This is a genomic window from Streptomyces sp. NPDC051822 (assembly GCF_044452745.1).
Taxonomy (GTDB): Bacteria; Actinomycetota; Actinomycetes; order Streptomycetales; family Streptomycetaceae; genus Streptomyces.
The window spans coordinates 1,187,871-1,207,229 of sequence record NZ_JBITBZ010000001.1 but is presented as its reverse complement, the minus strand read 5'-3'; the positions used below and the strand labels follow the sequence as shown (position 1 = coordinate 1,207,229).

Sequence of the window (19,359 nt, the reverse complement as noted above, 5' to 3'; positions counted from 1 at the left end):
AGCAGGGAAGTGGGGTGGCGTGTCGGCCTTCAGGCCCTTGCCGCTGCCGCTGCCGCTGCCCCTGTCGCTGCCGATGCCACGGCCGGGAGTTCGGCGGCGAGGAGTTCCGAGGACTGGCGGGCGAGGGCCGCGACCACTCTGCCCGGCAGCCAGCCAGGGGCGAGGAGGCCGCCGGCCGGGTTCAGCGTCGTCGCGTGCCCGGTCGGCGAGGACGACGCGGTCGGCGGCGGGGCCGGCGCGAACGACAGGGAGGCGGCCGTGGGCCGGTCGGCCGGGTCGCGGGCCAGGCAGGAGGCGACCAACGGGCGCAGGGCGGGCGGGATCTCGTCCCGCTCGGGCACGGTGTGCCCGGTGGCGGCGTACGCGAGGACGGCGCCGAGCGCGAAGACGTCACCCGGCGGGCGCGGTCGGCCACCCGAGGCCTGCTCGGGGGCGAGCGACCCCGGGTCGAGGCCGGGCAGGCCGGTGCGCGGCTCGCCGTCGGCCGAGGCGGCCCGTACCGCGCCGAAGCAGGTCAGCCGGGGGCCGTCCGCGGTGAGCAGGACGGAGGCGGGGGACACCCCGGCGTGGGTGAGCCCGTGGTCGTGCGCGGCGGCCAGCGCCCCGGCGAGCGCGGCGCCGACGGCCCGGACGGTGTCCTCGGGCAGCGGGCCGCCATGGACGGCCAGGGCGACGGGGAGCGGGAGCGCCGGGACGTACGGGCTCGCGTACCAGGGGGGTTCGCCGGGGCCGGCCACGCTCGTCACCGGAGCGACCCAGGGGCCGATGAGGTGGCGGGCGGCTTCGGCCTCCGCGGCGAACCGGGCGGGGTCGGCGCCGGGCAGCGGGGTGCTGAGCAGCACCGTCCGCTCGCCGTCCTCGGTGCGGGCCACGTAGCGGCGGCAGGGCGGTGAGGCGTGCGGCGGGTCGAGGCGGGTGATCAGCCGGTGGGGGCCGAACCGCCGTGCGGAGTCCTGCGCGGACTTCTGCGCAGAGTCCTGCGCGGACTTCTGCGCGGACCCGTGCACGGACTCCGGCTCTCTGCGCGACCGTTCCACCGTTCCTGCCCCCCGTCGTTCCTGCACCCCATGGCGACGGGGGCGGGTCGAGCCTATCGAGAGAGGGGCCGGGGACCGTCCCCGGGAGGCGTTGCGGGGACGGCTGCCACCGCGCGTGGCGGGGGAACGGCCGGGCTGTCCGGGTTGCGAAGGTGAAGCACGCATGCGGATGCCGTGAAGATCCCGGGGAAGCCGCTGATTCCCAGTGGGCAGCGCCCGGCAAGGTGTGCGGAGGGCTACGATCGCCGTGATTCCGTGGGTACGGAACTTGCTGGGGCGAAGCCGGAACGAACACCGTCGCGGGGGAGAACATGTCGTTCGAACAGGAGTGGGCGTCCGTACGGTCCACGTCGACGGACACGGTGAGCACGAGGCTCAACCAGCTCGCCCCCGAGCCCGGTGGCGGTGGTGGCGGCAACGCCGATCTCAGCGTCGACCAGGACAAGCTCGGCGCCATCGGCAGCGCCGCGTACGCGCTGCACGGACGGTTGCTGAAGGACGGTGACCACGCGCGTACGAGCACGACGGAGGCGGCGACGGACATGTCCGGCCACGGCTTCCGCACCGGGTCCGCGATGTCGACCGTGCAGGAGCGGTGGGGCTCGCAGCTGAAGACGCTGCTCGACGCCTGCGCCAACATCTCCAACCACCTGGACTACAGCGCGGCTTCGCACGCCAAGGAAGAGGCGGACATCCAGGCGGCACTCGCGGCTTCCAGGATCAACGAGTACTTCAAGTAGCGGGGGAGCTGCTGTGCTGACCTACGAGAACGTCTACCAGGCGCCCCTCGGCAGGATGAAGGCCGCGGCCGACGACTGGTCCGCGATGAAGGGCAAACTGGAGAGACTCGCCGACGACGCCCGTACGACGATGGCGGCGAAGGCGAAGGACGACTACTGGCGCGGGGTGAACGCCGAGGTCACGAAGCCGTTCGTGGACAAGACCGCGAAGGAGTTCGACGACGCGGCCAAGGCGGCCGACGGCATCCACAAGGTCCTGGAGGACGGTTACCAGGCCTTCAAGAAGGCGAAGGACGACCTCAAGGCGATCGTGGACACGGAGGCGCCGAAGCAGCGCTTCCGGGTGACCTCCAGTGGCAAGGTCGAGGCCGTCGAGCCGCTGTCCTCGACCAAGGACCAGGGGATGCGGCACGACCCCGACTTCCAGGGCCTGGTCCGCCAGGAGCGCGCCGCGATCGAGGCGATGCAGCGGCGGATCGACGCGATCGTGGAGAGCTGCGACGATGCGGACGTGGCCTGCTCCAACGCGCTCAAGGCCAACATCACCGAGGACGGGCACGACTTCAGCGCGCCGAAGTACAAGAGCCTCGACGCCGAGGAGGCGCAGCGCGCCGTCGACCTGGCGAAGAAGGGCCGGGACGTCTCCCACGAGGAGCTGATGCGCCTCAACGAGCTGCTGAAGGACAACAGCGGCTCGAAGGAGTTCTCCCGTACTTTCTACAACGGCTTGGAGGCGAAGGGCGCGCTGGAGTTCTTCGGGCAGCTGTCCACGGACACGTACGACTACTCGAAGGTCGACAAGCAGCGCCTCGCCGACGTCCAGGAGCTCCAGAGGAACCTGGGCCTCAACCTGGCGACGGCGACGCAGGGCGGCGACGCGTGGACCGAGAAGTGGTCCGCGGACATGCGCAGGCTCGGCACGGAACGCATCCCGCTCGCCAAGTACGACAACAACCCGGCCTTCGGCTACCAGTTGCTCGGCGGCATCATGCGCTACGGCGACTACGACAAGAAGTTCCTGGTCCCGATCGCCGAGCACGTCACCCAGCTCCACGCGAAGGACCCGTACCTCTTCGCCAACAGCAAGCCGATGATGGCGGGCGGCCTGCAGAACCAGTACAACCCGTCGGGCGTCAACGGGGCCGGCTTCGACCCGATGATCTCGATGCTGGAGGCGCTGGGGCACAGCCCGGAGGCGTCGAAGGAGTTCTTCTCGAAGGACCCGCTCACGTCCTACGACAGGGACGGAAGCGTCGGCGGCGAGCTGGACCTCGGCAAGGACAAGGACGGCGAGAAGATCGAGAACTACCTCGGCTTCTTCGCCAACGAGAAGTACGAGTTCTTCGCCGACATCGAGGGGCACGACCCGGACGACCTCACCAAGACCATGGGGTACATGCCGGACGCACTCGGCCATGCCCTGGAGTCGGCGACGCTCGGGCACGCGTGGGACGACCCGACGCCGGAGCTGAAGCGCGACGAGACCACGGGCAAGATCATGCAGGACGTCGTCGCGACGTACGGCGATGACCCCGAGCTGCTGAAGAAGTGGCAGCCCACGATGGCGGACAGCCTCGGCGCCATGGGCGCCGGCTATATCGACGACCTCAACTGGGCCTTGGACAAGAACGATTCGCACAGCGTCTTCCACCCGACGAAGGACACGGCGGCCCATCCGCAGTTCGAGAGGGAGGCGGCGGCCAAGTTCCTGAGCACCCTCGGCCAGCACCCGGACGCCTACGCCACGCTCTCCACGGCCGAACGCCTGTACGCCACCAGCGTCCTCGAGGCGCAGGTCGGACCGGACGGCAGGATCAACGAGGGGAACGCGCGGGGCGCCGTGTTCACGGGGGCCACGTTCCAGGGTCTCCTTGATGACTCGCGTGGCGGCCAGGTCGAGGCCGAAGGCATGAAGGCGCACGAGGACTACGAGAAGGAGCAGGCGAAGAAGGCCGGCTGGGTACAGCTCGGCGCCACGGTCGGCATCGCGGCCGGTGTCGCCTTCCTGCCGGCCACGGCGGCGGTCGGCGCGGCAGCCGTCCTCGTACCGCTCGCGGTCGACACCGGGTCGGGCGTCATGGAGCAGTTGGCCGGACAGGTCGTCGGCGACTGGTCGGACAAGTCTGTCGAGGACCACAAGGACAAGACCGAGGATGAGATCCACGAGGACAAGGTGGCCCTGTACACGGCCGGCCGGTACAGCGCCGAGTCGCCGATGGAGCGGTTCCTGGCCCAGCACGGCAGCCAGGTGAGCACCGACTTCCGGCAGGACATGATCGAGTCCGTGACCAACGGTTACTCGAAGGGCAACGCCCACGCCGAACAGATCGGCAACGCCCCCGAGACCGGCTGAGCCGGCCCGCCGCCGTCCCGACGTCACGAGGAATCCCGATGAGAAGAGCGCCCGCATCCGTATCGACCGTGCTCGCACTCGGTCTGCTCGTCACCGCCTGTGGGGGCGACGAGGAGCAGCTGCCGAGGGTCACCGCCGCGCAGCAGTGTGATGGCACGCTCTCGCCTGCGGCGGCCGGAGCGCTCGAGTCGGTGCTTGGCGCGAAGAAGTTCTCGGAGGCCGGAAACGGCGGGCTGGAGCGAGCCGTGAACGAGGTGATCGAAGACCAGGCGGTGGCGGGAAGGCCTCCGGGGCACCGTCCGATGTGCCAGGTCAGCAACGCCGCCGGCACGCGATACGGAATCCGCGTCTACTTCAGGCTGTACGAGGGCGACGACCTGTACGACGACGGCACCAAGTGGTCCGCTCAGGGTCGGTACCTCTACGGGATGGGTCGGGAGACGAGTACGGACAACAAGAACGCGCGCATTTTCGTGGGGTGCTCCAGCGAGCGGCTCAAGGGATCGGACAAGCAGCCGACCCCCATGGAGGGCTTGCTCAAGTTCGAGAAGCCGATCAAGAGCGGCGCCTACCCCGCCAACACCCCCGCCACCCGCGAGGCCTACCTCACCGTCCTCCACTCCGTCACGCTGGCGGTCGTGAAGGAGCTGGGCTGCGAGAACAACGCTGGGCTGCCCGAGAAGCCCGTCTTCGAGGAGAAGAAGTGGCGCGGCGAGCAGTAGCCGCCGCCCTACCCCCTCAGTCCCCCTTGGCGATCTCCACCGTCGACGTCAGCTGCGACAGCAGCAGGAACGTCCCGCGTGTGATCAGGGCCGCGAGGAGGATCGTTCCGACGCCCTCGATCCGCAGGTCCGAGACCTTCGGCCCCAGCCAGGACAGCAGCCACCAGATGAGGGCGTCCTGGGCGAAGCCGATCAGGCCGAGGGCGGCCAGGACGGGGAGCGGGACGCGGCCCGACGGGCCGATGTGGATCAGTTGGGTGAGGAGCACGAGCACCAGCGTGGCGGCGAGGACTGACAGGGCCGCGTCGACCGGCTCCGTGCCCAGGGTGATGCCGGGCAGCAGGCCTCCGGCGAGGCCGACGCCTGTGAGGACGCCCAGCTTGCGTCTGCCTTGTTCGGTCATGGGCGGACTGTGGCACGGCCGCCGGGCGGCTGTGAAGATCCCGTGAGGGGAGATCGTTTCGAGACTCCTGGAGACCGTGGCGGGATTCGAACCCACGTAACTCGCTTTGCAGGCGAGCCCCTGAACCACTCGGGCACACGGTCGTGTGTGGTGCAACGAGTACGACCGTAGGGGCGGGGCCGGAGGGGCTCAAGGGTTCCCGGGGCCGTGCCATGCGACTGACACATCCCGTTCACAGTCGTACGTCCAAGGGCTGAGGGAGGACCGGACTCCTGACAGGGGTCATTCAAAGCTTCACCTCTTACCCTGGGGGAATGAGCGCCCTCGAACGCCGCGACGCCGCGGCGGACACAGACACAGCCGGCGACGTCGCCGGAAGACCCGGACCCGGTGCCGTGGCCGACGACACCAAGGGGTCCGTTCTCGATCCGGCCCACCGGGCGCTCAGTATCGGCATCGTCTCCGTCGTCCTGCTCATCGCCTTCGAGGCGACCGCGGTCGGCACCGCCATGCCCGTCGCCGCCCGCGAGCTGAACGGCGTCTCCCTCTACGCCTTCGCCTTCTCCGCCTACTTCACCACCAGCCTCTTCGCCATGGTCCTGGCCGGGCAGTGGTCCGACCGGAGGGGGCCGCTCGCGCCCCTGACCGCCGGTATCAGCGCCTTCGCCGCCGGGCTGCTCCTCTCCGGGACCGCCGGCGCCATGTGGCTGTTCATCCTCGGCCGGGCCGTCCAGGGCCTCGGCGGCGGCCTCGTCATCGTCGCCCTGTACGTGATCGTCGGCCGCGCCTATGCGGAGCACCTCAGGCCCGCGATCATGGCGGCGTTCGCCGCCAGCTGGGTCGTCCCCTCCGTCGTCGGCCCGCTCGCCGCCGGAACGGTCACCGAGCACCTCGGCTGGCGCTGGGTCTTCGTCGGCATCCCCGTCCTCGTCGTCTTCCCGCTGGCCCTCGCCCTCCCCGCGATCCGCCGCACCGCCTCGGGCCCCGCGGAGCCGGACGCGCCCGTCGCCCCGTGGGACCGGCGCCGGATCCGGCTGGCGCTCGGTCTCTCGGCAGGCGCCGCACTCCTCCAGTACGGCGGCCAGGAACTGCGCTGGCTCTCCCTGATCCCGGCCGTCGCGGGCGCCGCGCTCCTCGTGCCGACCGCCCGCGGGCTGCTGCCGCGCGGCACCTGGCGGGCCGCCCGCGGGCTGCCGTCCGTCATCCTGCTGCGGGGCATCGCCGCCGGCGCCTTCATCGCGGCCGAGTCCTTCGTGCCGCTGATGCTGGTCACCCAGCGGGGCCTGAGCCCCACCCTGGCCGGTCTCTCGCTCGCCCTGGGCGGCCTCACCTGGGCGCTCGGCTCCTGGATCCAGGCCCGGCCGTGGACGGAGCCGTACCGGGAACGGCTCGTCGTCCTCGGCATGGTCCTCGTGGCCCTCGCCATCGCCGTGGCCCCGAGCGTGCTGATCACCGCGGTGCCGGTGTGGGTGGTCGCGGCGGCCTGGGGCGTCGGCTGCCTCGGCATGGGGGCCGTCATCTCCTCGACGAGCGTGCTGCTCATGAAGCTCTCCGCGCCCGCGGAGGTCGGCGCGAACTCGGCCGCCCTGCAGATCTCCGACGGCCTCTCCAACGTCCTCCTCCTCGCCGCGGGCGGCGCGGCGTTCGCGGCCCTCGGCGGCGGCGCGGTCGGCCACGCGGTCGGCTCCCACGGGTCCACGGGCTCCCACCCGGCGGCCTTCGCGGCGGTCTTCCTGCCGATGGCGGGGGTGGCGGCGGCGGGGGCGTGGGTCGCTACGCGGTTGCACGCGGCGCCGGACCGAACCTGATTCGGTACCACTTTGGCCCCATGGGGTGGTACCGTTCTGGTATGGCAATGAACCTGCGTCTTCGTGACGACCAGACCGAGGCACTCAAGCTGCGCGCCGAGCAGGAGGGCACCAGCATGCACGCCATACTTCTTCAGGCGGTCGACGACTACCTCGCCCGTACCGCCCAGCAGGCGATCGTGCGGAAGACCGCCATGGAGCAGGCGGCCAAGTGGCATGAGCTGATGGAGAGGCTCAAGTGAGCTGTGTCTATCTCTCCGCCGAGGACGTCCTGCTCGTCGCCGAGCACGCCGTGGACGACCAGACGGTCGTCGTACGCGACGCGGGACTGCTCGAATCGGCGGTGCACCGGCCGAGCGCGGCCATGTTCGGCGAGGAGGCGTACCCCGACCTCCTCGACAAGGCCGCCGCGCTGCTCCAGTCGCTCGCGATCAACCATCCCTTCCTCGACGGGAACAAGCGGACCGCCTGGCTGTCCTGCGTCACCTTCCTCGCCATGAACGGCGTCCAGCTCCGCCCCGACATCGACGCGGCGGAGCGCCTGGTCATCTCCGTGGCGACCGGTGAGACCGACGAGGTCAAGGCGATCTCCCAGGGGCTGCGCGAGCTGATCGCTCCCGACGTGAGCTGAATCGCAACCGGGCCACACGCGCCCTGGTTCATACGAGGTTCCCACCGGGCCACCGGTAAGGTGGCCCGGTTGTCATATCTGGACGAGCGTCGAACCCGGAGATCGTGACTACTACCACCACCTCCTCCCATCACCTCTCTCCCGCCTTCCCCGGCCGGGCCCCCTGGGGTACCGCCGGCAAGCTGCGAGCCTGGCAGCAGGGCGCCATGGACAGGTACCTCCAGGAGCAGCCCCGAGACTTCCTCGCCGTCGCCACCCCCGGCGCCGGCAAGACGACCTTCGCCCTGACCCTGGCGTCCTGGCTGATGCACCACCACGTCGTGCAGCAGATCACCGTCGTCGCGCCCACCGAGCACCTGAAGAAGCAGTGGGCCGCCGCCGCCGCGCGCATAGGGATCAAGCTGGACCCCGACTACAGCGCCGGGCCGCTCAGCAAGGAGTACGACGGCGTCGCCATCACCTACGCCGGTGTCGGAGTCCGGCCCATGCTCCACCGCAACCGCTGTGAACAGCGCAAGACCCTCGTCATCCTCGACGAGATCCACCACGCCGGAGACTCCAAGTCCTGGGGCGAGGCCTGCCTGGAGGCGTTCGAGCCCGCCACCCGGCGCCTCGCGCTGACCGGTACGCCCTTCCGGTCGGACACGAACCCGATCCCCTTCGTCACGTACGAGGAGGGGAACGACGGCATCCGGCGGTCCTCCGCCGACTACACCTACGGCTACGGCAACGCCCTCGGCGACGGCGTCGTCCGGCCGGTCATCTTCCTCTCCTACAGCGGCAACATGCGCTGGCGCACCAAGGCGGGCGACGAGATCGCCGCCCGCCTCGGCGAGCCGATGACCAAGGACGCCGTCTCGCAGGCCTGGCGCACCGCGCTCGACGCCAAGGGCGACTGGATGCCCAACGTCCTGCGCGCCGCCGACCAGCGCCTGACCGAGGTCCGGAAGTCGATTCCCGACGCCGGCGGCCTCGTCATCGCCTCCGACCAGGACTCGGCCCGCTCGTACGCCAAGCTGATCCGCGAGATCACCGGCACCCGGCCCACCGTCGTCCTCTCGGACGACACCGGCGCCTCGAACCGCATCGACGAGTTCAGCGAGAGCACCGACCGCTGGATGGTCGCCGTCCGCATGGTGTCGGAGGGCGTCGACGTCCCGCGCCTCTCCGTCGGCGTGTACGCGACGACGATCTCGACCCCGCTGTTCTTCGCGCAGGCCGTCGGCCGTTTCGTGCGTTCCCGCAGGCGCGGCGAGACGGCCTCCGTGTTCCTTCCCACCATCCCCAGCCTCCTCGGCTTCGCCAGCGAGATGGAGGTCGAGCGCGACCACGTCCTCGACAAGCCCAAGAAGCAGGGCGAGGAGGACCCCTACGCCGAATCCGAGAAGGAGATGGCGGAGGCGGAGAAGCAGCAGGACGAGGACACCGGCGAGCAGGACATGCTGCCGTTCGAGGCCCTGGAGTCCGACGCCGTCTTCGACCGGGTGCTGTACAACAGCGCCGAGTTCGGCATGCAGGCCCACCCCGGCAGCGCAGAGGAGCAGGACTACCTCGGCATCCCCGGTCTCCTCGAACCCGACCAGGTCCAGCTCCTGCTGCAGAAGCGCCAGGCCCGGCAGATCGCGCACAGCCGCAAGAAGCCGGACGACGAGGCGGACCTGCTCGAACTCCCCGCCGAGCGGCGCCCCGTCGTTTCCCACAAGGAGCTGCTCGAACTGCGCAAGCAGCTCAACACCATGGTCGGCGCGTACGTCCACCAGACCGGCAAGCCCCACGGCGTGATCCACACGGAGCTGCGCCGGGTGTGCGGCGGCCCGCCGAGCGCGGAGGCCACCGCCGGCCAGATCCGGGAACGGATCAAGAAGGTGCAGGAGTGGGCCACCCGGATGCGATGACGCCGTCCCGGTGAGCCGCCGAGGCCCGTACGACCACGGTCGTACGGGCCTCGGCTGTCCCGCCGCGGCCGGGCCGGCGGCGGGACCGCGCCGGAGACCGGCCCCCACGGTCGGACTCCGGGCGGCTTCCACGCTACGGGCACGACAAAGCCGATCTTGTCCGCCAAAGTCCCGTGTCCGACCGACGAAGGTCCCGAACCGTCTCCTTCCGGTCGCCGACGCCCGGATTCTGGACGAGGTCTTCCGCTGAGCGGAGCGGGTCGCTACTGTCCCGGCTCAAAAGCATTCGCCCCGTGGCAGCGCCGCCGCGGAGCGCAGCCGGTGTACCCCTTCCTGCCGGCGGCCTCTGACGTGCGTCGCCGACGGGACCGGCGACGCAGACCCCGTGAGAGTCCCGCCCACCACTCACTCCGAAGGAGAGGGCGTCGTGACCGCGGAGACCTCCCAGACGCTCGACCGGGGACTCAGAGTCCTCAAACTGCTCGCCGACACCGACCACGGCCTGACCGTCACCGAGTTGTCCAACAAACTCGGCGTCAACCGGACCGTGGTCTACCGACTGCTCGCCACCCTGGAACAGCACGCGCTCGTCCGCCGCGACCTCGGCGGCCGCGCCCGCGTCGGTCTCGGCGTGCTGCGGCTCGGCCGCCAGGTCCACCCCCTGGTGCGCGAGGCCGCGCTGCCCGCGCTGCGGTCGCTCGCCGAGGACATAGGGGCGACGGCCCATCTCACGCTGGTCGACGGGGCGGAGGCGCTCGCGGTCGCGGTCGTGGAACCGACCTGGACCGACTACCACGTCGCCTACCGGGCCGGCTTCCGGCACCCGCTGGACCGGGGCGCGGCCGGCCGCGCCATCCTCTCCGCCCGCCAGGGCGGTCTGACCGAACCGGGCTACACCCTCACCCACGGCGAACTGGAGGCCGGCGCGAGCGGCGCCGCCGCCCCGCTCGTCGGCGTGACCGGTGTCGAAGGCAGCGTCGGCGTCGTGATGCTCGCCGACGCGGTGCCGGAACGGGTGGGACCGCGAGTGGTCGACGCGGCCCGTGAGGTCGCCGACGCGCTGCGCTAGAGCACGCCGCCGGTTCGGAGGGTGAGGCCCCCGCCTCTAGGCGGGGGCGTCGCTGCCCCCGGGCAGGGTCGCCCCCAGGAGCAGCGAGGCCAGGGGCGTGCGGGTGTGCTGGACCGAACGGCCCGTGCGTTCCGTCGTGATCAGGCCCGCCGCCCGGAGGGCCGACGCGTGGGCCGAGGCCGTGGCGTTGCCGACGTTCGTGCGCCGGGCCAGCTCCGTGGTCGTACGCGGCTCCGCCAGGGCCTGCAGCAGCGCCGTTCTGGTGCGTCCCAGTACCCCCGCGAGGGCGTCCTCCGGTGCGTCGGCGCCGTCCGCGGCGAGCGGCAGGCCCCGGCCCGCCGGGTAGGCGAGGACCACCGGCCGCTCCGGCATGTCCTGGACGAGGGGCCCGCCACGCCAGTGGAACGTCGGCAGGAGGACGAGGCCCCTTCCGCCGAGCCGGATCTCCCGCCCGCGCGGGCCCCTCGCCGGCCACTCCCACACGCCGTCCCGCAGCCCCGAGCCCGGCACCAGAGCGGTCAGGGCCGCGTCCAGGCCGTGCTCGGCGACGGCGAGCGCGTACCGCGCGAACTCCGCCCTGTGCAGGTCCTGGACCAGCGGCCACACCGGCGCGAGGACCGTCTCGTACGCCGCCCGCTGCGCCCGCTCAAGGGCCCGCCAGGCCCCGCCGTCCCCGTTGTGCAGGGCCCGCATCCGGGCCGGAACCCGCCGCCGTCCCGCGTACACCCGCCCGAGCTCGGACCGTACGAGAGCCGGCCCGGCCGACCGGATCAGCGCGAAGCCCTCCTCCCGCGTCTCGCCGAGCACGTCCAGGAAGGCCGGGGCCTCGCCGCCCGGCGCGAGCTCCGCGAGCGGCTCCGTCGCGGCCGGCAGGGCCCGCAGGAGTCTGCCCCGCCAGCGTCCGAAGAGCAGTTCCTCGTGCGGGGCGCCCAACATCAGCAGCGCCGCGTGGAGTTCGGGCACCGGCGACGGCCGGGCCGAGAACCGCACCCGCGGATAGTCGTCCGCGGTGAAGTGGACCCTCGTCATCGGCCGATTCCCTCCCCTTATCCCTCCCCGACGCCAGCCTTTCGGCTGGAGCCGCAAGCTTCGCCCGCGCCCCCCGCCCGCCTCCAGGATGCCGTGCATGACATCCCGTACACCCGGCCGCCGAGCCGTCACCAGGGGCGCCCTCGCGGGCGCCGCCGCCCTGTTCCTCGGCACCGCCGCCGGCACCCCGGCCACCGCCCGCCCCGGAGGGCCGGTCCTCCGGCTGCCCGCGCCCACCGGCCCGTACCCGGTCGGTGCCACCGTCCGTCACCTCGTCGACCACACCCGCAACGACCCCTGGCTGCCCGGGATCGGCGTACGCGAGCTGATGGTCACCGTCCTCACGCCCACCGTCCCCGGGGGCGGCCGGGGCTTCCCCCGGATGCCGCAGCTCGCCCCGGGGGCCGCCGCGCTGTTCGCGCAGCTCGGTCCGCTGATCCGCCCGCACCTGCCGCGCGCGGGGGTCGACTGGGCGGCGACCCTCACGCACGCCCGCGTCGGCGCTCCGCCCCTGCCCCTGGCCGGCCGCCGTCCCGTGCTGCTGTACAGCCCCGGCGGCGGCGACTCCCGCGCCATGGGCAGCTCACTGGCGATCGACCTCGCCTCGTACGGCTGGACCGTCGTCACCGTCGACCACCCCGGCGACGCGAGCGAGGTCGAGTTCCCCACCGCCCGGCCCGGCCGCGACCGGGTGCGGGAGACCGCGCTGCGCCCCGACCTCGACGCGACGGCGTTCCGCACCATGGTCGACACCCGGGTCGCCGACCTCCGCTTCCTCCTCGACGCCCTCGGCCTCCACCGGGTCGGCCTGTACGGGCACTCCGCCGGCGGCACCGCCGTCGCCCAGGCCCTCCACGAGGACCGGCGGATCGCCGCGGCGGCCGTCCTGGAGGGGTACCTGGACGGCATGGACGGCACCCTCCTGCCCGTGGCCCGCGACGGCGTGGACCGGCCCGTGCTGCTCGCCGGCACCGACGGCTTCCGCGACGACCGCCTCGACCGGTCCTGGTCGGCGCTGCTCGCGCACGGCGGCCCCGTCGTGCGGCGGCAGCTCGACGACGGCGGCCACTGGGTGTTCACGGACTACGCGGCGCTGGTCCCGCAGCTGCAGGAGGCCGGTCTGATGACCGCCGAAGGCCGCGCCGACATGGTCGGTACGGCCGGTCCCCGGGTGTCCGTTCCGGCCGTACGCAGGCTCCTGCGGTCCTTCTTCGCCCGCCACCTGCCCGTACCGGCGGCCGTGCCCCCCGCCCGGTGGCGGGCGGCGTCCCAGTAGATTGGGGGCGTGCTCTCCAGTCTCTCCCGCCCCCGCGCCCTCGCTGTCTGCGCCCTGCCCGTCGCCGCGCTCTTCGCCGTCGTCGGCCTCGCGCCGCTGCCGTACGCGATCGCCCAGCCCGGCTCCACCGCCGACGTGCTCGGCGAGAACAAGGGGCGGGAGGTCATCACGATCGCCGGCGCGCCCGTCCGCGACACCGAGGGCCAGCTGCGGATGACGACGATCGTCGCGACCGGGCCGTCCACGGACGTGGACCTCGGGGACGTGACGGACGCCTGGTTCCGTACCGACCGGGCCGTCCTGCCGCACGACTCCGTCTACCCGTCGGGGAAGTCGGACGCCGAGATCGAGAAGCACAACCTCGGCCAGATGAAGGAGTCGCAGGACACGGCCACCCTCGCGGCCCTCGGCTACCTGAAGATGGACCCCGAGAAGGTGAAGGTGACCCTGCACCTCGCCGACGTCGGCGGGCCCAGCGCCGGGCTGCTCTTCTCCCTCGGCATCGTCGACAAGCTGAACGGCGACGGCGACGGCGGTGAACTCACCGGCGGCAGGATCGTCGCCGGTACGGGCACGATCGAGGCGGACGGCGAGGTCGGCGCCGTCGGCGGGGTCTCCCTCAAGACCCAGGCCGCCGCCCGCGACGGGGCCACCGTCTTCCTCGTACCGAAGGACGAGTGCTCGGACGCCGAGGCCGAGCTGCCGAAGGGCCTGCGTCTCGTCCCCGTCACCGCGCTCAGCGACGCCGTCTCGTCCCTGCGGGCCCTCGCCCAGGGCCAGGACGCCAAGGTTCCGACCTGCTGACCTTCGGACCGTGCGCGGGGGCGGCCGATGGGGTGGCCCCCGGGGTGGCCTGCGGGGCGGCCTGCGGGGTGTCCATCCCCCGCCAGGCGGGGAACACCAGCGGTGAGGCGCTGGCCAGGAAGTAGACCCCGCCGATCGTGAGGAGCGCCGCGGTGAGCCCCGTGCGTTCCACCAGGAATCCGGCGGCGAGCCCGCCGAGCGGGGCGGTGAGCAGCACGGAGGCCGTGCTGGCGCCGCCGACGCGACTGCGGAGTTCCTCCGGGACGGTCTCGTAGAAGACCGTGGTGAGGATCGGGTTGAGCACCCCCGCCCCGAGCCCGCCGAGAGCCATCGCCACGAGCAGCGGTGCGGTGGTGTCGGTGACGGCCGCGGTCAGAAACACGGGGGCTCCTGTGAACAGGAATCCGGTCGCGAAGACCGGACGGCGCGGGAAGCGGTGGCCGACTGCCCCGTAGACCAGCGCCCCGACGAGGGCGCAGCCGCCGAAGACGGCGATGAGCAGCCCGAGCGAGGCCGAGCCGCCCAGCTCCTCCCGGGCATGGAGCGGCAGGAGGACCGAGCTCCAGCTCAGCGCCAGGCCATTGGTCATCATCACGGCGAAGTTGATGCCGAGGAGCAGTCTGGTGCGCAGTAGGAACGCGTAGCCCTCACGGAGATCGGCCCGGTAGGCGGCGGCGGAGAGCGGCGGGGCTCCGCGCAGGGGTTCGGCGGAGGGTATGCCGCGCAGGCCGGCGATCACGAGCAGTGCGGAGACGGCGAACGTGGCGGCGTCGACGTACAGGACGGTGTCGGCGCCGATGAGCGCCACGAGAAGGCCCGCGAGGGCGGCACCGGTCATCCGGGCGCCGCGCGAGACGGCGTCGTAGAGACTGGCGGCGCGGGAGAGCGGGGTGTCGGCGCGCCGCGCCAGGTCGGGGATGAGGACGCTGCGGGCGGTCTCGCCGGGTGCGTGGAAGAGGCCGGTGACGGCCATCAAGGCGCACAGCATCCAGAACTGCAGGAGGCCGGCCCGGTTGAGCAGCGGGATCGCGGCGAGGGCGACGGCGCAGACGAGGTCCGAAGCGACGGAGACCCGCCGCCGCCCGAGCCGGTCGATGACCGGGCCGCCGGCGATGGCCGAGACGAGGACGGGCAGGGCCGCGCAGAAGGCGACGATCCCCGCCTTGCCGGGGCTTCCCGTGGTGTCCAGCGCGAACCACGGGACGCCGATGAGGGTGAGCGAATTTCCGGTGATCGATACGGCGTTGGCGGCCAGGACGGTCGCGAGCGGGACGCGGTCCCGCCTCGCTGCATCCCCCTTCGCCGTATCCCCCTTCGCCGTGTCCGCGTGGTGTCCCCCCGGTGCGGTCATGCCGCCAGGGTGACCGGGCGGTGCGCGGGCGTGGCCATGCGCAGGCCCAACTCGACGAGTCGCCAGCCGAGCTGGACCCGGAGGGTGGAGCCGGAGGGGTGAGGGACGGTGGCGGCGGCCTCGCGGTGGAGTTCGGCGGCGTGCAGCTGGTGGAGCTGGAGGTGGATGTCGGCGTTCATGACTGCGTGGTTCCTTCCGTCAGTTCTCGTGCTGCGGAAACGCGTGCAGATGGATCCGTACGCGCTCGGCGTCCGGCGCGTCGGCCTCCTCGATGTCCCGGTACGACTCGATGAGGGTGTGCATCTTCTCGTCGAGCTCGCGGAGCTTCTCGGGGGGCAGCCGCAGGGTGAAGTCGCTCATGTCGGAGGCGCTGAGCCAGGTCTGGTTCCAGTCGTGCATGGTGCCGAGGTAGGTGCTCAGCTCCTGCGTGTGGATGGTCGCGATCTCGTGGACGTAGATGTCGAGGGCGCCGCGGACCTCCGGGTCCGGGTTCTCGTAGAGCGAGGCGTCGACCCTCGTGCCCTGCTGGCCTGCCTTCCACCACCGCTCGCGTCCCTTGCCCCGTGTCGGGTCGTCCTCGACGAAGCCGTGGGCCGCGAGCTGGCGCAGGTGGTAGCTGGTCGCACCGCTGGACTCGCCCAGCTGTTCGGCCAGTTGGGAGGCGGTGGCCGGGCCGTTCCGGCGGAGGGCGCGCAGCAGCCGGATGCGGAGCGGGTGGGCGAGCCCGCGCAGGGAGCGCGGGTCCAGCTGGCGGCTCAGGTGTTCCTCGGGCTCGGACATGTTCAAAGCGTAGAGTTGCAAAGGATTGGTTGCAAGGGTTTTTTGCAACCAATCCTTTGCAACCTCTTCTTTGCGTCCGGTCGGCAGGTCTACAGCGACTCCCCGCTCGCCGCCTGTTCCACCAGCGGGATGATCCGCAGCGGCACCGGGTTCTCCATCACGATCGCCGTCGACGCCCGCACGATCCCCTCGAAGGCCACCACCTTGTCGATCACCCGCTGGAGGTCCGCGTTCGAGCGGGCCACGAGCCGGCACAGCATGTCGCCGTGACCCGTCGTCGTGTGCAGCTCCAGCACCTCGGGGACCGTCGCCAGGTGCTCCCGCACGTCCGCGCCCTGCCCCTGCTTGATCTCCAGCGTCGCGAACGCCGTCACCGGATAGCCCAGCGCCGCCGGATCCACCTGCGGACCGAAGCCCCGGATCACCCCGCTCGCCTGCAGCCGGTCCAGCCGTGCCTGCACCGTCCCGCGCGCCACCCCGAGCCGGCGCGAGGCCTCAAGCACCCCGATGCGCGGCTCCCGTGCAAGCAGCACGATCAGCCGGCCGTCCAAATGATCGATCGCCACGAGGGCCTCCCGGTGGTCACCATGTACAAGTCGCCCGCCGATGCTGCCGGATTGCTGTACACATTGACCAGCCGCTCAGCAAACTATTGCGCACCTTGCCGGACGGCGCGACGCTGCTCCCATGACTGAGACCATCGATCACACCCCTTCCACCGCGCGTAAGGCCGATCCCTTCCCGGTCAAGGGAATGGACGCGGTCGTCTTCGCCGTCGGCAACGCCAAGCAGGCCGCGCACTACTACTCCACGGCCTTCGGCATGAAGCTCGTCGCCTACTCCGGACCGGAGAACGGCAGCCGCGAGACCGCCAGCTACGTCCTGACGAACGGCGCCGCCCGCTTCGTGTTCACCTCCGTCATCAAGGTCGCCACCGACCACGGCCGCTTCCTCGCCGACCACGTCGCCGAGCACGGCGACGGCGTCGTCGACCTCGCGATCGAGGTGCCGGACGCGCGCGCCGCGTACGCGTACGCCGTCGAGCACGGCGCCACGGGTCTCACCGAGCCGTACGAGGTCAAGGACGACCACGGGGTTGTCGTCCTTGCCGCCATCGCGACGTACGGCAAGACCCGCCACACCCTCGTCGAGCGCTCCGGCTACGACGGCCCGTACCTCCCGGGCTTCGTCGCCGCGAACCCGATCGTCGAGCCGCCGGCCAAGCGCACCTTCCAGGCCATCGACCACTGCGTCGGCAACGTCGAGCTCGGCAAGATGAACGACTGGGTCGGCTTCTACAACAACGTCATGGGCTTCACGAACATGAAGGAGTTCGTGGGCGACGACATCGCGACCGAGTACTCCGCCCTGATGTCGAAGGTCGTCGCGGACGGCACCCTCAAGGTGAAGTTCCCGATCAACGAGCCGGCGATCGCGAAGAAGAAGTCGCAGATCGACGAGTACCTGGAGTTCTACGGCGGCGCCGGCGTCCAGCACATCGCCCTTGCCACCAACGACATCGTCGCCACCGTGCGCGCGATGCGGGCCGCGGGCGTCGCGTTCCTCGACACCCCCGACTCGTACTACGACACCCTCGGCGAGTGGGCCGGCGAGACCCGGGTGCCCGTCGAGACCCTGCGCGAGCTGAAGATCCTCGTCGACCGCGACGAGGACGGCTACCTGCTGCAGATCTTCACCAAGCCGGTCCAGGACCGCCCGACCGTCTTCTTCGAGATGATCGAGCGCCACGGCTCGATGGGCTTCGGCAAGGGCAACTTCAAGGCCCTGTTCGAGGCGATCGAGCGCGAGCAGGAGAAGCGCGGCAACCTGTAGCCGACTGCGGGCGGCCCACCAGCCGGTACCGCCCGCAGCCGATGGTCCCCCGTTGTGGGCAGTCGTCCCGCTGGGCGGGACGGGTGGGCACAACGGGACGGCGCCCCCTGCCGGGCCCAGGCTTCCGAGCCTGGACCCGGACCACATGTGCGGCGCCGCACCTCAGGGCTGTCGCGTCGCCTTCGGCGGGTCGGTCGGGGTCTCCGGGGTCTTCGGGGGCTCCGGCTTCTCCGTAGGCGACGGCTTCGCCTCGGCCTCCGGGGGCCGCCGTAGTTCCTTCGGCAGTTCCTCCGGCGGTTCGCCCACCGCCGTCAACGACTCCGTCGCCTTCGCGGCGAGCAGCGGCGAGAAGTGCGGGTTGATCCGCAGCGCCTCCGCCAGGTGACGCCGGGCCGGCCCCGTCTGTTCCAGGGCGCGTTCGATCTCGCCCAGGTGGTACGTGAACAGCGCGCTCCGCACCCCCTCGTCCGTGGCCCGCTTCGCGTACTCCAGCGCCTCCTTCGGCTGCCCCGCCCGGTACAGCGCCCAGCCCAGCGCGTCCGCGACCCCCACCGACCGGTGCCCCCGCGCCCACTCCGCCCGCATCCGGGCCACCGCCGCCGCCGGATCGCCGTGGTCCGCGTCGAGGAGGGCCAGGGGCACCTGCCCGCGCGCCCACGTCCCCGTCCGCAGCCGTTCGTACAGGGCCCGCGCGTCGCCGTCCAGGCCCAGCGACTCGGACAGCTCGCCGGCCTCCAGGACGTACTCCGGCAGCGGCAGCCTGGCGAGCGCCGCCCGCCAGTCGCGCAGCGCCTCCCCGGTCCGGCCGAGCGCCGCGAGCGCCCGCGCCCGGCCGGCGAGGGAGGGGCCGTGGTCCCGTACGAGCCGCAGCGCCGACCCGTACCGCGCGAGCGCCTCCTCCGGTTCGCCCCGCTCCCACGCCAGGTCCCCGAGCCGCGCGAGCGACGCCGCCTTCTCCGCGTCCGTCTCGGCGAGCGCCGCCGCGTCGAGGGCCGCCGCGTCGGCGTCCTCGCGCCAGCCCCGGTCGCGGTAGGTCTGCGCCGCCCGGGTACGCACCACCGCGCCCGTGTGGAGCTTCTCCAGGGTCTCCATGGCCTTCTGGGCCGCCCCGTACTCCCCGAGGCCGTTGTACGCGTCCATCAGGACCGGGTACGCGAGCCAGCGGCGCGGGTCCGCCTTCCGTACCCGCTCGCCCCACTCCTTCGCCGTCTTCCAGTCGCCGCGCGCCCCGGCGAGCGCCCCGAGCCCCAGTTGCGCCGTCACATTGCCGCGGTCGGCGGGCCGTTCGGCCAGGGAGCGGCGCAGGGCCCGCTCGGCCCGCGGATAGTCCCGTACGTCTCCGAGCCGGGTGCCCCGCTCCGTGTACGCCGCCCCGAGGTCCGCCCAGGACGCGTCGTCGTCCGGGTGGGCGCGCAGCCACTTCTCCCGGTCGGTGATCAGCGCGGCCAGGTCGGGCAGCGCCGCCTGCGCGCCCGCGTGGGCCGCGGTCGTCGCCCGCTCCGCCGGGCTCGGCGGGGGCGGCGGCTCCTGGCCGACGAACTCGGGGACGTACAGCAGGGCCGTCGCCGCGAGCACCGCGCCCACTCCGGCCGCCAGGACCGTCCTCGACACGTTCTGCGTCTTCATGG

Annotated in this window: 19 protein-coding genes and 1 tRNA gene; 11 read left to right on the top strand and 9 right to left on the bottom strand. The window is 72.1% G+C overall.

The window, feature by feature from the left end:
• Positions 1–29 precede the first annotated feature (29 nt).
• Positions 30–1,007 carry a serine/threonine protein kinase gene (locus ACIA8N_RS05475; protein WP_365777764.1) on the bottom strand — a complete coding sequence of 326 codons (978 nt, stop codon included), beginning with the start codon at positions 1,005–1,007 and terminating at the stop codon, positions 30–32.
• Between the two features lie 341 nt (positions 1,008–1,348).
• Here ACIA8N_RS05475 and ACIA8N_RS05470 point away from each other — a divergent pair, with 341 nt between their 5' ends.
• From ACIA8N_RS05470 to ACIA8N_RS05460, 3 genes are read left to right on the top strand one after another with little or no spacing between them, the layout of a single operon-like run.
• Complete coding sequence (locus ACIA8N_RS05470) at positions 1,349–1,777, top strand: hypothetical protein (protein WP_365777766.1); 429 nt, start codon at positions 1,349–1,351, stop codon at positions 1,775–1,777.
• Between the two features lie 13 nt (positions 1,778–1,790).
• Positions 1,791–4,130: a hypothetical protein gene (locus ACIA8N_RS05465; RefSeq protein ID WP_365777768.1), complete on the top strand. Its 2,340-nt coding sequence runs from the start codon at positions 1,791–1,793 to the stop codon at positions 4,128–4,130.
• A gap of 38 nt (positions 4,131–4,168) precedes the next feature.
• The gene (locus ACIA8N_RS05460; RefSeq protein WP_365777770.1) at positions 4,169–4,852 is read left to right on the top strand and encodes a hypothetical protein; all 684 of its coding nucleotides are present in this window, start codon (positions 4,169–4,171) and stop codon (positions 4,850–4,852) included.
• Positions 4,853–4,868: 16 nt separating this feature from the next.
• On the opposite strand, the gene ACIA8N_RS05455 is transcribed toward ACIA8N_RS05460, so the two are convergent.
• Positions 4,869–5,255 (bottom strand): hypothetical protein, encoded by a 387-nt coding sequence (locus ACIA8N_RS05455; RefSeq protein ID WP_365777772.1) that lies wholly within the window; start codon positions 5,253–5,255, stop codon positions 4,869–4,871.
• Between the two features lie 68 nt (positions 5,256–5,323).
• Positions 5,324–5,398: transfer RNA gene (locus ACIA8N_RS05450), tRNA-Cys, on the bottom strand.
• Between the two features lie 171 nt (positions 5,399–5,569).
• Here ACIA8N_RS05450 and ACIA8N_RS05445 point away from each other — a divergent pair.
• From ACIA8N_RS05445 to ACIA8N_RS05425, 5 genes are all read left to right on the top strand, one after another.
• On the top strand, positions 5,570–7,063 hold the full coding sequence (locus tag ACIA8N_RS05445) for an MFS transporter (protein ID WP_365777774.1): 1,494 nt from the start codon (positions 5,570–5,572) through the stop codon (positions 7,061–7,063).
• Between the two features lie 41 nt (positions 7,064–7,104).
• Positions 7,105–7,305: a ribbon-helix-helix protein, CopG family gene (locus tag ACIA8N_RS05440; protein ID WP_030221768.1), complete on the top strand. Its 201-nt coding sequence runs from the start codon at positions 7,105–7,107 to the stop codon at positions 7,303–7,305.
• Positions 7,302–7,694, top strand: a complete 393-nt coding sequence (locus ACIA8N_RS05435; RefSeq protein ID WP_365777776.1) for a type II toxin-antitoxin system death-on-curing family toxin — start codon at positions 7,302–7,304, stop codon at positions 7,692–7,694. Before ACIA8N_RS05440 ends, ACIA8N_RS05435 begins: the two co-directional genes overlap by 4 nt.
• Positions 7,695–7,795: 101 nt before the next feature.
• Positions 7,796–9,589: a DEAD/DEAH box helicase gene (locus ACIA8N_RS05430; protein ID WP_365778168.1), complete on the top strand. Its 1,794-nt coding sequence runs from the start codon at positions 7,796–7,798 to the stop codon at positions 9,587–9,589.
• Between the two features lie 427 nt (positions 9,590–10,016).
• Positions 10,017–10,658 (top strand): IclR family transcriptional regulator, encoded by a 642-nt coding sequence (locus tag ACIA8N_RS05425; protein WP_030221755.1) that lies wholly within the window; start codon positions 10,017–10,019, stop codon positions 10,656–10,658.
• Between the two features lie 36 nt (positions 10,659–10,694).
• Here the strand turns inward: ACIA8N_RS05425 and ACIA8N_RS05420 are convergent, their stop codons facing one another.
• Complete coding sequence (locus ACIA8N_RS05420) at positions 10,695–11,687, bottom strand: winged helix-turn-helix domain-containing protein (protein ID WP_365777778.1); 993 nt, start codon at positions 11,685–11,687, stop codon at positions 10,695–10,697.
• Between the two features lie 97 nt (positions 11,688–11,784).
• Here ACIA8N_RS05420 and ACIA8N_RS05415 point away from each other — a divergent pair, with 97 nt between their 5' ends.
• Both ACIA8N_RS05415 and ACIA8N_RS05410 read left to right on the top strand, forming a co-directional pair.
• Positions 11,785–12,963 (top strand): alpha/beta fold hydrolase, encoded by a 1,179-nt coding sequence (locus ACIA8N_RS05415; protein ID WP_365777780.1) that lies wholly within the window; start codon positions 11,785–11,787, stop codon positions 12,961–12,963.
• Positions 12,964–12,972: 9 nt separating this feature from the next.
• On the top strand, positions 12,973–13,767 hold the full coding sequence (locus ACIA8N_RS05410) for a S16 family serine protease (protein ID WP_365777782.1): 795 nt from the start codon (positions 12,973–12,975) through the stop codon (positions 13,765–13,767).
• On the opposite strand, the gene ACIA8N_RS05405 is transcribed toward ACIA8N_RS05410, so the two are convergent.
• The 4 genes from ACIA8N_RS05405 to ACIA8N_RS05390 all read right to left on the bottom strand — a co-directional run bounded on the left by ACIA8N_RS05405 (position 13,700) and on the right by ACIA8N_RS05390 (position 16,464).
• The gene (locus ACIA8N_RS05405) at positions 13,700–15,118 is read right to left on the bottom strand and encodes an MFS transporter (protein ID WP_365777784.1); all 1,419 of its coding nucleotides are present in this window, start codon (positions 15,116–15,118) and stop codon (positions 13,700–13,702) included. The two genes, ACIA8N_RS05410 and ACIA8N_RS05405, sit on opposite strands and share 68 nt — an antisense overlap.
• Positions 15,115–15,297 carry a hypothetical protein gene (locus ACIA8N_RS05400; protein ID WP_365777786.1) on the bottom strand — a complete coding sequence of 61 codons (183 nt, stop codon included), beginning with the start codon at positions 15,295–15,297 and terminating at the stop codon, positions 15,115–15,117. The genes ACIA8N_RS05405 and ACIA8N_RS05400 overlap by 4 nt, the downstream gene beginning before the upstream one ends.
• 19 nt (positions 15,298–15,316) lie before the next feature.
• On the bottom strand, positions 15,317–15,898 hold the full coding sequence (locus ACIA8N_RS05395; protein ID WP_365777788.1) for a winged helix-turn-helix domain-containing protein: 582 nt from the start codon (positions 15,896–15,898) through the stop codon (positions 15,317–15,319).
• A gap of 89 nt (positions 15,899–15,987) precedes the next feature.
• Complete coding sequence (locus ACIA8N_RS05390) at positions 15,988–16,464, bottom strand: Lrp/AsnC family transcriptional regulator (RefSeq protein WP_359207018.1); 477 nt, start codon at positions 16,462–16,464, stop codon at positions 15,988–15,990.
• A 121-nt stretch (positions 16,465–16,585) separates the two neighbouring features.
• On the opposite strand from ACIA8N_RS05390, the gene hppD reads away from it, so the two are divergent.
• On the top strand, positions 16,586–17,731 hold the full coding sequence (hppD, locus tag ACIA8N_RS05385; RefSeq protein WP_365777790.1) for a 4-hydroxyphenylpyruvate dioxygenase: 1,146 nt from the start codon (positions 16,586–16,588) through the stop codon (positions 17,729–17,731).
• 162 nt (positions 17,732–17,893) lie between these two features.
• On the opposite strand, the gene ACIA8N_RS05380 is transcribed toward hppD, so the two are convergent.
• Positions 17,894–19,357, bottom strand: coding sequence for a tetratricopeptide repeat protein (locus ACIA8N_RS05380; protein WP_365777792.1), 1,464 nt, complete (start codon positions 19,355–19,357; stop codon positions 17,894–17,896).
• Positions 19,358–19,359 lie beyond the last annotated feature (2 nt).

Bases quoted from the DNA above. Each gene is read 5' to 3' on its own strand.
- ACIA8N_RS05420 (WP_365777778.1), bottom strand. From the start codon at position 11,687: ATGACGAGGGTCCACTTCACCGCGGACGACTATCCGCGGGTGCGGTTC.
- ACIA8N_RS05405 (WP_365777784.1), bottom strand. From the start codon at position 15,118: ATGACCGCACCGGGGGGACACCACGCGGACACGGCGAAGGGGGATACG.
- hppD (WP_365777790.1), top strand. From the start codon at position 16,586: ATGACTGAGACCATCGATCACACCCCTTCCACCGCGCGTAAGGCCGAT.
- ACIA8N_RS05470 (WP_365777766.1), top strand. From the start codon at position 1,349: ATGTCGTTCGAACAGGAGTGGGCGTCCGTACGGTCCACGTCGACGGAC.
- ACIA8N_RS05400 (WP_365777786.1), bottom strand. From the start codon at position 15,297: ATGAACGCCGACATCCACCTCCAGCTCCACCAGCTGCACGCCGCCGAA.
- ACIA8N_RS05395 (WP_365777788.1), bottom strand. From the start codon at position 15,898: ATGTCCGAGCCCGAGGAACACCTGAGCCGCCAGCTGGACCCGCGCTCC.
- ACIA8N_RS05445 (WP_365777774.1), top strand. From the start codon at position 5,570: ATGAGCGCCCTCGAACGCCGCGACGCCGCGGCGGACACAGACACAGCC.
- ACIA8N_RS05440 (WP_030221768.1), top strand. From the start codon at position 7,105: ATGGCAATGAACCTGCGTCTTCGTGACGACCAGACCGAGGCACTCAAG.
- ACIA8N_RS05460 (WP_365777770.1), top strand. From the start codon at position 4,169: ATGAGAAGAGCGCCCGCATCCGTATCGACCGTGCTCGCACTCGGTCTG.
- ACIA8N_RS05380 (WP_365777792.1), bottom strand. From the start codon at position 19,357: ATGAAGACGCAGAACGTGTCGAGGACGGTCCTGGCGGCCGGAGTGGGC.
- ACIA8N_RS05415 (WP_365777780.1), top strand. From the start codon at position 11,785: ATGACATCCCGTACACCCGGCCGCCGAGCCGTCACCAGGGGCGCCCTC.
- ACIA8N_RS05455 (WP_365777772.1), bottom strand. From the start codon at position 5,255: ATGACCGAACAAGGCAGACGCAAGCTGGGCGTCCTCACAGGCGTCGGC.